This window comes from Halovivax cerinus, assembly GCF_024498195.1.
Lineage (GTDB): Archaea > Halobacteriota > Halobacteria > Halobacteriales > Natrialbaceae > Halovivax > Halovivax cerinus.
Window position 1 is genome coordinate 1,644,863 of record NZ_CP101824.1, and the last position, 12,727, is coordinate 1,657,589.

The 12,727-nt window shown below is 66.5% G+C and carries 9 protein-coding genes and 1 pseudogene; 7 read left to right on the plus strand and 3 right to left on the minus strand.

What is annotated here, in order from left to right:
* Nucleotides 1-106: 106 nt before the first annotated feature.
* From NO366_RS07560 to NO366_RS07570, 3 genes are all read left to right on the plus strand, one after another.
* Entirely contained in the window at nt 107-2,608 is a 2,502-nt protein-coding gene (locus NO366_RS07560) for a heavy metal translocating P-type ATPase (protein WP_256533719.1), read from the plus strand.
* A gap of 96 nt (nt 2,609-2,704) precedes the next feature.
* On the plus strand, nt 2,705-3,046 hold the full coding sequence (locus tag NO366_RS07565; protein WP_256533720.1) for a hypothetical protein: 342 nt from the start codon (nt 2,705-2,707) through the stop codon (nt 3,044-3,046).
* A 113-nt stretch (nt 3,047-3,159) separates the two neighbouring features.
* Nucleotides 3,160-3,726: a hypothetical protein gene (locus NO366_RS07570; RefSeq protein WP_256533721.1), complete on the plus strand. Its 567-nt coding sequence runs from the start codon at nt 3,160-3,162 to the stop codon at nt 3,724-3,726.
* 98 nt (nt 3,727-3,824) lie between these two features.
* Here the strand turns inward: NO366_RS07570 and NO366_RS07575 are convergent, their stop codons facing one another.
* Nucleotides 3,825-4,055, minus strand: coding sequence for a hypothetical protein (locus tag NO366_RS07575; RefSeq protein ID WP_256533722.1), 231 nt, complete (start codon nt 4,053-4,055; stop codon nt 3,825-3,827).
* Between the two features lie 512 nt (nt 4,056-4,567).
* On the opposite strand from NO366_RS07575, the gene NO366_RS07580 reads away from it, so the two are divergent.
* Nucleotides 4,568-4,819, plus strand: coding sequence for a hypothetical protein (locus NO366_RS07580; RefSeq protein WP_256533723.1), 252 nt, complete (start codon nt 4,568-4,570; stop codon nt 4,817-4,819).
* A 287-nt stretch (nt 4,820-5,106) separates the two neighbouring features.
* Here the strand turns inward: NO366_RS07580 and NO366_RS07585 are convergent, their stop codons facing one another.
* Complete coding sequence (locus tag NO366_RS07585) at nt 5,107-6,186, minus strand: aminopeptidase (protein ID WP_256533724.1); 1,080 nt, start codon at nt 6,184-6,186, stop codon at nt 5,107-5,109.
* A gap of 141 nt (nt 6,187-6,327) precedes the next feature.
* On the opposite strand from NO366_RS07585, the gene NO366_RS07590 reads away from it, so the two are divergent.
* From NO366_RS07590 to NO366_RS07600, 3 genes and pseudogenes are all read left to right on the plus strand, one after another.
* On the plus strand, nt 6,328-8,457 hold the full coding sequence (locus tag NO366_RS07590; protein ID WP_256533725.1) for a hypothetical protein: 2,130 nt from the start codon (nt 6,328-6,330) through the stop codon (nt 8,455-8,457).
* Nucleotides 8,458-8,533: 76 nt separating this feature from the next.
* A complete protein-coding gene (locus NO366_RS07595; protein WP_256533726.1) occupies nt 8,534-10,852 on the plus strand; it encodes a hybrid sensor histidine kinase/response regulator in 2,319 nt (772 codons plus the stop codon).
* A gap of 213 nt (nt 10,853-11,065) precedes the next feature.
* Nucleotides 11,066-12,084, plus strand: a pseudogene (locus NO366_RS07600) (threonine aldolase family protein).
* Nucleotides 12,085-12,107: 23 nt separating this feature from the next.
* Here the strand turns inward: NO366_RS07600 and NO366_RS07605 are convergent.
* Nucleotides 12,108-12,236, minus strand: coding sequence for a DUF7859 family protein (locus tag NO366_RS07605; RefSeq protein WP_256533727.1), 129 nt, complete (start codon nt 12,234-12,236; stop codon nt 12,108-12,110).
* Between the last annotated feature and the right edge of the window lie 491 nt (nt 12,237-12,727).

Below are 12,727 nucleotides of genomic sequence, written 5' to 3' on the forward strand. Positions count from 1 at the left end.
GCTGGAGGGATTGTTAAATCTGGGCCTATAATTTGTTAATGATGGCTAGATTGGACCGGGTATATGGTAGCTACATTAATAAAAATCCGGCACCTAGGCAGATTCAATGACTTCGACGGACGACAACCCGCCCGATCCTGACCCGGCCGTCGCCGAGTTCTCGGTCCCCGAGATGGATTGTCCCTCCTGTGCGGGGAAGGTCGAGAACGCGCTGGGTGGTGTCGATGGCATCTCCGAGGCCGACCTGCGGCCGACGACCGGCTCGGTCTCGGTCGCGTACGACGCCGAGAACACCACTGACGCGGAGATCGCCGGCGCTATCGAGGGTGCCGGATACGCGGTAGCCGACTCGGCCGGCGATAGTGCGCCGACCACCGGCGGCGAAGCCGGCGCAGGCGCACCCAGTGCGGGCGCCGCGGCCAGTGCGAACCCTTCGAACGCCGACGAGTCGCCGGCCATCTGGACGAGTTCGCGCGGGATCAAGACGGGGATCAGCGGCGTCTTCCTCGCACTCGGCCTCCTCTTCGAGTTCTTCCTCCACGGGGCCAACGTCCAGGTCGGGACGCTCGTCGGGACCGATCTCTTCCTCGCGGACGTGCTCTTCCTCGTCGCCGTCGCCGTGGGCGGCCAGGAGATCCTCCGCGGGGGCTACTACTCGGCGAAGCTCCGCAACCTCGACATCGACTTCCTCATGTCGGCCGCGATCGTCGGCGCCCTGCTCGCGAGTCTCGCGTTCGGCGAGGCGCTGTACTTCGAGGCCGCGACGCTTGCATTCCTCTTCAGCGTCGCCGAACTCCTGGAGACGGCCTCGATGGACCGGGCGCGCAACTCCCTGCGGGAGTTGATGGACCTCTCGCCGGACGAGGCGACCGTGCGGCGCGACGGCGAGAGAGTGACGGTTCCCGTCGAGGCGGTCGACGTGGGCGACGTCGTCCTCGTCAAACCCGGCGAGAAGATCCCGACCGATGGCACGGTCGTCAACGGCGAGAGCAGCGATGGATCGGAGATCCCTCGAGCGAACGGGGAACCCGTGAGCGCCGTCAACCAGGCGCCGATCACGGGCGAGAGCGTCCCCGTCGACAAGACCGACGGTGACGAAGTCTACGCCGGGACGATCAACGAGGGTGGCTACCTCGAAGTGTCGGTCACGGCGGCGGCCGGCGACGACACGCTCTCGCGGATCGTTGCCATGGTCGAGGACGCCCAGGCGAACAAGACCGAGCGCGAGCAGTTCGTCGAGCGTTTCGCGGACTACTACACGCCCGTCGTCGTCGCCTTCGCGATCGTCGTCACGCTCGCCAGTCCCGCCGTCCTCGGGACCACGTGGCCGACGGCGGTCGTCTACGGCCTGACGCTGCTGGTGCTCGCCTGTCCCTGTGCGTTCGTCATCTCGACGCCCGTTTCCGTCGTTTCCGGCATCACGAGTGCCGCGAAGAACGGCGTCCTCGTCAAGGGTGGGAATCACCTGGAAGCGATGGGCGCAGTCGACGTCGTCGCACTCGACAAGACGGGTACCCTGACGAAGGGCGAACTCACCGTCACCGACGTCGTCCCGCTGTCCGACAACACCGAGGACGACGTCCTCCGCTGTGCACGCGGGCTCGAACGCCGCAGCGAACACCCGATCGGCGAGGCCATCGTCGACGCGGCCGACGAGGCGGGCGTCGCCGAGCGCGAGGTCGCCGACTTCGAGAGCCTCACGGGAAAGGGCGTCCGCGCCGACCTTGACGGGACGACCCACTTCGCCGGTAAACCCGGCCTCTTCGACGACCTCGGCTTCGATCTCTCGCACGTCCACGCCGCGACCGACGGTGGCGTAGTCACGCAGACGGCGCGCGACCTGTGCGACCGGAACAACTGCCTCGACCTGCTGGAGGAGACCGTCCCCGAACTGCAGGCCGAGGGCAAGACGGTCGTCCTCGTCGGCACCGCGGACGAACTCGAGGGCGTGATCGCCGTCGCGGACGAGATCCGCCCCGACGCGAACCGGACCATCCAGCGCTTACGCGATCTCGGCGTCGAGCGCACCGTCATGCTCACCGGGGACAACGCGCGGACGGCCACTGCAATCGCCGAGCAGGTGGGCGTCGACGACTACCGGGCGGAACTCCTCCCCGAGGAGAAGGTGGCAGCCATCGAGGAGTTGATGGACGACCACGACGATGGCGACGAGCAACGGATGGCCGATAGGGGAACCACCACCGGCGGCGTGGCGATGGTCGGCGACGGCATCAACGACGCCCCCGCGCTCGCGACCGCCACCGTCGGCGTCGCGATGGGCGCCGCGGGGACCGATACGGCCCTGGAGACGGCCGATATCGCCCTCATGGGCGACGACATCGCGAAACTCCCCTACCTCTACGAACTCGCCCACGACGCCAACGGCGTCATCCGGCAGAACATCTGGGCCAGCCTCGGGATCAAGGCCGCCCTCGCGGTCGGCGTTCCCTTCGGGCTCGTCCCCATCTGGCTGGCCGTCCTCGCAGGCGACGCCGGGATGACCGTCGGCGTCACCGGCAACGCGATGCGCCTCTCGCGGATCGAACCGGAGTCGGTCGATCCGAACACGGTCGATCGGGAGTCGGAGCAAATTGACACCGCCCAGTGAGCACGGACAGTGTGTCCCGTCCCGAAATCGCGCACTTAGCTGGTGGCCACGTACAGGGAACGATGTAGGGGCCAGGCCGGCACTGTCCCGATAGGAATGGCCACCGTCGAGACCGTCCTGTCGTCGATCTTCAGCACGATTCCCGAACTGCACGCCGGTCAGCTCGGCCTGTTGGCGGGTATCCTCGTTGGGTTGTGTTACTGGCACGGGTTCCGACGAGCGTCGCTCGGTCTGCTGGCTGCGTTCTACCTGCTCGCACTCGGAATCGTCCCCGCGTCGACGACCGGACTCGCGGTGGTCCAGGCCAAGCCGTGGTACTTCGCGACGTTGCTGGTCGGAACCGCACTCGCGGCGATCTGTGCCAACGCGCTGTGGATCCGGGCGCTCTCGACGACTCGCACGCGCTCGTCGCTCGAACGCGGACACAGGGACCTCTAACCGCCGCCACCATTCTGTGATTCCGTCAGTATCACCTCCGCGTGTAGCGGTCCAGGGTGAACCCCGCGAGTGCCTACCCGGCCCTTTTTCCTGCCGGTCGGTGTGGAGCGACTATGAGTACCCAGATGGATACCCGGGCCAGGCGAGGGCTCGGCGGGACGCTGAACTGGCTCGTCGGCGGCGCGATCGGTGGCCTCGTCGGATCCGCCGTCTTCGGTGCGATCCTCTGGCTCGTGGAACCGACCATCGTGCGGGAAGATATTCCCGCGATCTACGGCGTGGATCCCGGGTCGATCGGCCTGCTGTTTCACCTGATTCACGGCCTCGTCCTCGGCATCGTCTTCGGGTTTCTCGTCACGCGTGATCCGGTCCTTGGAACTCTCAGCGCGGACGTCGAAACCGACGCCATCGCGGCGATGGGCATGCACACCCGGTTCGCCCTGGCGGGCTTCGTCTTCGGGCTCCTCGTCTGGACGCTCCTGCCCGTCATCTCGCAGTCGATCCTGATCGCGGTCAGCGGCGGCGGGGAGTCGGTCTTCCCGGCAGCGGCCTTCTCGAGCCTCGTCGGGCACGTACTCTACGGATTCCTGCTCGGCTGGCTGTTCTCGATCGTCGTCGCCGTCGGTCCCGCGGCTGCGGGTACGACGAACCCGTTCGACGAACCGGTCGATCGTCGATGACACACCGAGAGCGTCGCACCAGCACCGGTCGGCCTATCGAGTGACCGTTCCGTACCGTTAGAGGGGAGGCGACGCCGGATCGCGGACGCTCACGGCGGCTACGGATCCGTCCCGACGCGACACCCGCAGGGACCGAGCACTCGCGTGGTCGGTTCCGTCATCGTCACCTGGAAAACGGGCCAGTGACACTTCGGACAGCGCGTGTCCGTCGGTAACGCGTCGTCCGGAACCTCACTCATATCGAACGCTGTCAGGTCCGCCGGGTCGAGCGCGTCCCAGTCGACCGAGCCGCCGTCCATCGACTCGTCGTCGGGCGCGGAGTCGCTCATCCGGTTCGCCTCGCCACGGGACTGGCGACGCTGTGACCCGACGACTGGCCGGTCGACGCCGATTGGGCACCCGCCAATCGGCGCTCGCCCGGCGCGCCGGCCGGTTCGGTCGTACCGGGCGTATATTCTCCGCTCGTCCGTTTGCTTGCGTCTGACATCCGTCCTATTATTAGATCTATTCGTACATATATCCTCTGCATTTTCTATGAATAACGGGTGCCGGCTTCGGTAGCCGCATCCGTGGCGGTGGGATGGACACACCGAGACGCCATACCGGGTCTCACTGCGTCCACGCAACCGCCGTGCGTCCACGACGACGTCCTCCGATACGCCTATGTCCACGTGCGAAGTTGGGTGGACTGTCGGCAACCCTGTATGGCATCACACCTGGGGATCGGTCCGACGCGATGCGTCGGCCCACTGCCGACACGTCCGGATCGACCCGGAGCGGACACTCGCCGAAACCGGGGGCTACAAATACGACGAGCCGAATGCATCATCTAGAGATCCATATGCAGCGTTTCGCACTGTCGACCGACCTCGCACTCCTCGGTGGCGTCGATCCGACCTTCCTGATTACGATCGCCGCGTCGGCGTTCCTCGTCCTGTCGATGGTGTTCTTCACCGCGATCGCCATCGGCCCGTACGTGAAACCGTCGGCGCTCTCCGAGGACCAGAAGAGTGCCGCGATCGGACTGGGTGCTGCGCTCGCTGGTGCCTCGTGGATGGTCGCGATCCTGCTGGCGGCGTACTACCTGAGCTAACCCTGCCGTCTCCGGACGAGTCGACCGCGCCGTTCGAACCCCTCCAGGATCCGTCACTCGATAGCTCCGGCTCCCCGTTCACGTAGCTGAACGTCTCGCGCCGTCGGCGCTCACGGGTCGTTCCTCACCGTTCGCTATCTCGCGGTTTCACCGCTCGTATGTTCGCGGTTCTCACTCGCTTCGCTCGTTCCGAACCGCGCACGCTCTGACTCTCGCTCCTCGCGGCTCACTCCGTTCACCGCTCGTATGTTCGCGGTTCTCACTCGCTTCGCTCGTTCCGAACCGCGCTACTCGAACACGAACGTCCCGTCCTCCTGAATGCGCTCGCCGTCGACCTCGATGAACGAGTCCTCGCTCATGTCGACGATCATGTCGACGTGGGTCGACGAGTCGTTGACCTCGTTGCCGTCGCCGACGGTAACGGGGTAGGCGCGTCCGACTGCCATGTGGACGGTGTCGCCCATCTTCTCGTCGAAGAGCATGTTGTAGGTAAACTCGTCGATGTCGCGGTTCATGCCGATGCCGAGTTCGCCGATCCGACGGGCGCCGTCGTCTGTTTCGAGCACTTCTGTGAGGACCGCTTCGTTCTTGCCGGCCTCGTGGGCGACGACGTCCCCGTTCTCGAACTCGAGGTAGGCGTCGGTCACTTCGCGACCCTCGTGGTACAGCGGCATGTCGAAGTGGACGGTGCCCTCGACGGAGTCGGGGAGTGGTGCGGTGAAGACTTCGCCGCCGGGCAGGTTGTGCTTCCCGTGGTCGTTGAGGGCCTGGTTGCCCGCGATGGACATCGTCAGGTCCGTCTCGTCGCCACTCTTGATCCGGACCTCGTCCGCGGGATTTAAGATCTCGACGAGCTGTTCCTGGTGGTCTCGCTGGTCGGCCCAGTCCTTGTTGACGGCGTCCCAGACGAAGTTCTCGTACGCTTCGGTACTCATCTCTGCGAGCTGGGCGTTGGCCGGTGCGGGGTACTGGGTGAGACACCAGCGCTTGCTCAGGCGCTCTTCTTGCACTGGACGGTAGGCCTGTCGGTACGCGGTGTTCGTCGCGGGATCGACGTCGCTGGTCTCGGTGGCGTTCGTCCCCGCTCGGACGGCGATGTAGACGTCCGTCTCTTCCATCATCGCGAGCTCGTGTTCTGGCGTCTCGAACGCCCCGTCGGCCGACCGGAGGAACGCGCGATCAGGTCGCTTCCCGGCGCGTTTTACCGTCCAGAGCGGCTTCGCGCCCGCGTCGCCGATCTCCTCGAAGAGCGCGACGACCAGGTCCTCGGCGACCGGGTGGGCGTCGACGACGACCGTGTCGCCTTCCTGTAAGTCGACGGAGTGATTCGCTACGACGGCTGCGTGCTCCCGAATACGCGGATCCATGTCGCTCGCTTGTGTCACCGGTCGCATACGGCTTTCGCTTCGCCGTCTCTACGGCCGGTCGACGATCGCGTCACGGTCGGATCCGGTCGAGTGGTGTGCTGACCAGTACACCTATGCCGACACCGGCGGAGAGTCTACGACGTGTCGGGAGAACATCGTCCGGTCCTCGAAGTCGAGCATCTCGATACGACGATTCGCGCGACTGACCGCGCTGACAACGTCTCGTCGATCGGCGTCGTCGGCTGGGACCCGATCGAGACCGATCGACAGATCCCATTCGCGCTCGACGAGACGGTGTCGGGTCACGTCAGCCGACTCACGTACTCGTCCGGTGGGACGTCGCTCGCCACGGTCGTGGACGGTTCTACCCGCGGCCACGACGGAGTCGCTGCTCGCGAGGAGCGGGTCGTCGACGACGGATCGTTTCTCGTGCAGTTGTTCTCTGCCATCGAGACGTTCATCGCCTTCTCGGGCCCGGCCACGCTCTCGCAGGACGCGACCATGAACGGAACGCTCTCGTTTCCCCAGCCGACGCGGGTCACGATCGGCTTTCGAAGTCCGCTCAACGTGCCCAGGGACACGGTCACTGTGCCGCCGACGCCGACGGGCCTGGCGGCGGCACTGTCGACCTTTTCGTACCAGTATGCTGAGGAGTCGCCGAAACGAACCATGTCTCTCGCCAGGAACCACCCTCCTCGCGTTCGATACGGGGACACCGTTCACGTTCCGTCGACGGTCGCCGAGGCGGTGACCGAGACAGGTATCGAACTCCGACTCCCCGACTCGCTCGACGCGATCGTCCCGGCGGCGTCGCTCGCGACGTATCTCGGCGCTCGGGTCACCGTCTCCGACCGGGAGCGACCGCGGTTACTCGCACCGTCGGTCGATCTGGACCGACCGTTCTCGCCCCTCCCGCGATTTCAACACGAGACAGCAGCACTCCTCCGGCGGATCGTCTTCCTCGATATGCTCGTTCAGAACGTCGTCGAGTACGATTGGGACCTGTTCGAGGCGGACGCACTCACGACGCTCGCCCTCGACCCTGAACGGTGCTACGACCAGCCGCTGGCCGCGCGTCTGGCGACGTACCTCCAGTTGGATTTCGAATCGGTCTCGGCCATCTTTCCCGACTGGTCGTCGGCCGTCTACGTGGACCCGACCGTCGAGAATGCACGAGCGTTACCCTCTCTCGTCAGTCGACTCACTCAGCCGTACCTCCCCGGCGGGAGTCCCGATCGACGGGAGCCGACGATGGCGGCCGCCGGTGGCGGTGATGGCGACGTCGCCGAACCGGTCGAGCCCCTCCCGACGCTCCCACCGCCAGCTCCCGATCCACGGGGTGAGCCGGCGGGTCCGTACGTCGGCTGGATGGGCCCCGACCCGCTTGCCGGTACGTTCCGGGTGACGCCGACCGCGTACACGAACCGGGAACGGTACGCGGAACCGGGGGACGAACTGACCGTCGACGTCGTCACGCCCGATACGGGCTGGGCGGACAGCTGTCGTGAGGTCGTGACCGGCTGTGAGAGCGATCCGATCACCTCGACGGACGTCACCGTCCACCGCTCACCCGACCGGGAAGCACTCGAGGCGATCGCCGCCCGAGGGACGGACCTGCTGTACGTCTTCGGACCGTGTCGCGACGGCATCCCCTGCGCCGAGGGTCACCTTCGGCCGGCCGAAGCGGACACGTTCGACGTCAAAACGGCCGTTCTGGACGACTTCGGTGCACACGAGACCGCTTCTGAGTGTGTCGAGGCGGGCAGCGTCGCGTGCCTGACGTGGCCGTCTGACGGTCCGGCCCTCGATTCGGCCGCCTCCGCGGACCCGGACGAGCGTCGAGCGACGCTCACGTCCGAACCGATCTCGACGGTACGAACCCCGCTCGTAACCGGGTTAGTAAGCGGGTTCACCGCCGAACTGTCGCGACGATACGCGTCACTCACCGTCGAGGACGGACCGGTCGCCCGCCTCGTCGGCGACGGAACGGTCGCGCTGACCAGCTTCGGAAAGGGGCCGGTGTTACCACTCGAAGTCGTGGCCGAACACGAGGGAGCCGTCACCGTCCGCCTTCACGTGCGCGACGCCGAGCCCGGATTCGCCTTCGGGGGACCGCCGCTCGACCACTGGCAGTTCGGCGGCAGTACGTTCGACGTCACGCTCGAGTGGACTGAACTCAAGCAACTCTTCGAAATGCGCCGGTACCTGGTCGTTCACGACGGGTCGATCTACCGATCGGAGGCTATCGAACCGTTCTACGCATGGCTCTGATCGGTCGCCGGCCGTTGGCCGTACGTGGCGAGGCCCGTGCCACAATTTACAAGGGCGTGACACGCGAGTTTCGTGTATGTCCGGGACTGGTCTGCGCGTCCTCGTCGTCGGTGAGGACGACGTGGACGCGGAGGCGCTCCGTGCGGCTGGCGAGTTCGACGTCGCGACAGTCCCTGGTCCCGACGCGGCGGTCGCGTGGTTCGACGAGGGGACGGGATTCGACGAGCGGACGGTTGCGTGTGTGGTCGTCGGGGCCGACCTCGACCCGGTCGCGGTTATAGACGCCGTGCGACGATCGGTCCCCGAGATTCCAGTCGTAGTGTGTACAGCCGACCGTCGCGAGTCGACGGCGGTGCTCGAAGCAGGTGCGACCGACGTGGTGGCGAGCGACGAACCGGTCGCCGTCTTCGCGAACCGGATCCGGACCGTCGCTGCGACGGCGAGGCGGCGTTCCGATTCACTTCGGACATCGGCTGGGGTCGAGGGCATCCTCCAATCGTTCGCGGACGATCGGCTGGTCGCGGTGTTCGACGAGACGGGCCGACACCTCGCGGCGGCGGGGGAATCACTCGCCGAAGGGCTCGACCCGTCGGCCCTCTCCGGTCGAGTCGTCACCGACGTCTTCGCCGATACGCCCTCGACGGCCGCGCACCTGTCGGCGAACTACGCCGCGGCCGTCGAGGGTGACCGTCGCGACCGCGAGTTTCCGGTCGGCGATGGGACGTTCTGGTTCGAAACGCGTCCCGTCTCCGGTGTCGACCTCGGACTCGTGTGCGTTCGGTCGGGGGTCCCTGGCCCGGCGACCCTGCCGGATCGCGACGACGCCAATCGAAAATTACACCGGTTGCACGACATCGTGACGCGGATGGACGCCGTCGAGAACGAGAGTGACATCTTCGAACTGGCGGTCGAGAGCGCCGAACGGATCCTCGCGTTCGACGCCTGTAACATCGCCGAAGTCGAGGACGGGAAGATCGTCGCCCGCGCGGCGACGGCGCCGGAACTCGACGTCGACGTCCCGCTCGCCGACGCGACGGACGGGATCGCCGGCAAGACCATCCGGACCGGCGAGAGTTATCTTATATCTGATGTCTCTGCCGAACCGGAGGCGATTCCGACGAACGCGTCGTACCGATCGGCGCTCTCGATCCCCCTCGGTGAGTCCGGCGTCTTCCAGGCGATTTCGACCGAGGAGGGCTACTACGACGAGTCGGACCTCACTCTCGCGGAGTTGCTGGTGGCACACGTGGCGGACGCGCTCGATCGAACCCGCTACCAGGACGCGCTGACGATCGAACGCGATCACTTCGCGGCGCTCTTCGAGAACGTTCCGGATCCGGCGATCGAGTACCGCCTCGTCGACGGTGAGCCCCGGATCGAAGCCGTCAACTCGGCGTTCGTCAGCCTGTTCGGCGTCGAACCGGACGACGCGATCGGTACGTCGACGCTCGCGTTGCTCGTTCCCGACGAACACCGCGACGAGGCGCGCGAGCGATACGCAGCGATCGCCGCGGAGACGCGGATCGACGCCGAAGTCGTCCGCGAGACCGCAGACGGCGTCCGGCCGTTCTTGCTCCGGAGCGTCCCCGTCCCCGCGGACGACGAACGGATCGGCTACCTGATCTACACGGACCTCGCCGAATTGAAAGCCAGGGAACGCGAACTCGAACGCGAGAACGAGCGCCTCGATCGGTTCGCGAGCGTCGTCAGTCACGACCTGCGGAACCCGCTCACCGTGGCGTCAGGCTACGTCGATCACGCGAAAGAGACCGACGATCTGTCGATGCTCGACCCCGTTCAGGAGGCTCACGATCGCGCGTTCGCGATAATCGAAGACGTACTGACGCTCGCGCGGGAGGGTGGGACCGTCTCGGAGACGGAACCGGTGGCCCTGGACGAAATCGCCACTCTCGCGTGGAACGACGTCTCGACCCCCTCTGCTTCGCTCGAGCTCGCGACGACCCGGACCGTCGACGCCGACCCGAGTCGTCTGCGACAGCTGTTCGAAAACTGCTTTCGAAACTCGGTCGAGCACAACTCCACGAGCCGCTCGAGTGTCGACACCGCCGGTGACACCGACGAGGGTGCGACGTCCGACGACGCCGACGGATCCGGGTCCGATTCGACCGGCGACCTGACGATCACCGTCAGATCGATCGACGACGGCTTCGCCATCGCCGACGACGGCGTCGGGTTCCCCGACGGGGCCACCGACCGTCTCTTCGAATACGGATACACGACGTCTTCCGACGGGACCGGGTTCGGCCTCTCGATCGTCGCCGAGGTCGCGAGCGGCCACGGCTGGGATGTCGAGGCGGGTGAGAGCCCCGACGGCGGGGCAGAGATCCGCGTGACCGGAATCGACCGCCCGCTCGCCGTCGACCTCGACGACTGACGTTTGCGTAGCGTTCGTCCGGACCATGTCGGCCGTTGGAAGCGATAATCGACGGCAGGTCGAGCTGAGCGCGTCCGTCGCCTTCGTGCTGTCTGTGTCCTCGAAAACGGCGTCGTCCGTTCGCGTGAATCGCTCCACCGGCCGCCGGGTACCGGTTTCGTCACACTGGCCGGGAACGGCCCTTTTTTCTCCGGTGGGTGGGTAGACCGGGGCATGATCGACTGTCGCTCCGACACCGTCACCACGCCCGACGACGAGATGCGCGAGACCGCCGCGTCGGCCGACGTGGGTGACGACGTCTACGGCGAGGACCCGACCGCGAACGAACTCGAACGCCGTGCGGCCGAGCGCGTGGGGAAAGCGGCGGCGCTGTTCGTCCCGACGGGGACGATGGGCAACCAGATCGCCGCACGCGTCCACACCGACCGCGGGCAGGAAGTGCTCGCCGACCGAAAGAGTCACGTCGTCAAGTACGAACTCGGCGGGCTGGCCCAGCACTCGGCGCTGCAGGTCCGTACGTTCGACGCCGAGCGAGGCGTCCCGACACCCGAACAGGTTGCCGCAGGCGTCGTCGAGGAGGACCTCCACCGACCGGGAACCGGTCTGCTCTGTCTCGAGAACACGCACAACGCCCGCGGCGGGCTCGCGATCGAACCCGACGCCATTGGCGCAGCGGCGACGGCCGCCCACGAACGCGACGTGCCCGTCCACTTAGACGGCGCGCGCGCGTCTTCAACGCCGCGACGGCGCTCGACGTGCCAGTCACGGAGATCACCGACCACGTCGACTCCGTCATGTTCTGTCTCTCGAAGGGACTCGGCGCGCCGGTCGGTTCCATCCTCGCCGGCGACGCTGACTTCGTCGAACGCGCCCGACGGATCAGGAAACTGCTGGGCGGTGGGATGCGCCAGGTCGGCGTCGTGGCCGGCCCCGGGCTCGACGCGCTCGAGAACGTCTCCGACCTCGCGGTTGATCACGACCGCGCCGGGCGCCTCGCTGCCGGTCTCGACGACGTTTCCGGCTTCGACGTCTCCGAACCTGAGACGAACATCGTCTTCGCGGACGTCTCCGGGACCGGACTGGACGTGGCGGCCGTCCTGGACCGAATGGAGGCCGAGGGCGTTCGGGCGTCCCCGTTCGGACCGACGACGATCCGATTCTGCACCCACCGAGATCTGACCGATGCAGCCGTCGATGCCGTCCCCGACCGCGTCGCAACCGCGCTCGAGTGAGCCGGCACCGCGGCGAGGCGGGGCTACTTCTCCATCCCTTCGCGGAACTCGAGGACGGTCCGCCGGAGGAGCAGATAGGTGAAGAAGATCAGGGCGAGTAAGATGACGACGATCGTGAGGATCACCGGGTCATCGGTCATCGTTTCCAGCATACTCGACCGCTACATGAGGGGCCGGCAAAGCCCTTTCGGAGCGACCGACGGTGGAGCAAACGGTACGTTCGTTCGGCCATCCGGGCTCGACAGGTGGCGCCAGCCGGGTACCGGCAGTGACGTGAGGGACCGTCACCGAGCACGACCCGACCGGTGAAACCCCGTAACGGGCCAGATCGGCGAAACCCAGTGACGGTCCTGACCGACGAGACCCAGTGACTGGCTCGACTGGTGAAACCCAGTGGCGGTCCTGACCGCCGAAACCCAGTAACGGGCCAGCTCGGCAAAACCCAGTGACGGGCGGAGGATCGCCGTGGGTAAAACTCGTGTTTTACCTTGGCGGAGTTATAACTCTCCGTGGGGCCAAGCGGTGGTATGCCCTGGTCGTCCCTCGCCGGTGAGTTCGATCGGGGCGTACCGTGTCCGGGGGTCTAACCTGACATCCCGGGCCGGACGCCGAGCCGGCCGTGTCCCGGCCGGGGGCCCGACAC

Coding starts and splice junctions, on each gene's coding strand:
- NO366_RS07560 (WP_256533719.1), top strand. CDS start 107: ATGACTTCGACGGACGACAACCCGCCCGATCCTGACCCGGCCGTCGCC.
- NO366_RS07565 (WP_256533720.1), top strand. CDS start 2,705: ATGGCCACCGTCGAGACCGTCCTGTCGTCGATCTTCAGCACGATTCCC.
- NO366_RS07570 (WP_256533721.1), top strand. CDS start 3,160: ATGAGTACCCAGATGGATACCCGGGCCAGGCGAGGGCTCGGCGGGACG.
- NO366_RS07575 (WP_256533722.1), bottom strand. CDS start 4,055: ATGAGCGACTCCGCGCCCGACGACGAGTCGATGGACGGCGGCTCGGTC.
- NO366_RS07580 (WP_256533723.1), top strand. CDS start 4,568: ATGCAGCGTTTCGCACTGTCGACCGACCTCGCACTCCTCGGTGGCGTC.
- NO366_RS07585 (WP_256533724.1), bottom strand. CDS start 6,186: ATGGATCCGCGTATTCGGGAGCACGCAGCCGTCGTAGCGAATCACTCC.
- NO366_RS07595 (WP_256533726.1), top strand. CDS start 8,534: ATGTCCGGGACTGGTCTGCGCGTCCTCGTCGTCGGTGAGGACGACGTG.
- NO366_RS07605 (WP_256533727.1), bottom strand. CDS start 12,236: ATGCTGGAAACGATGACCGATGACCCGGTGATCCTCACGATCGTCGTC.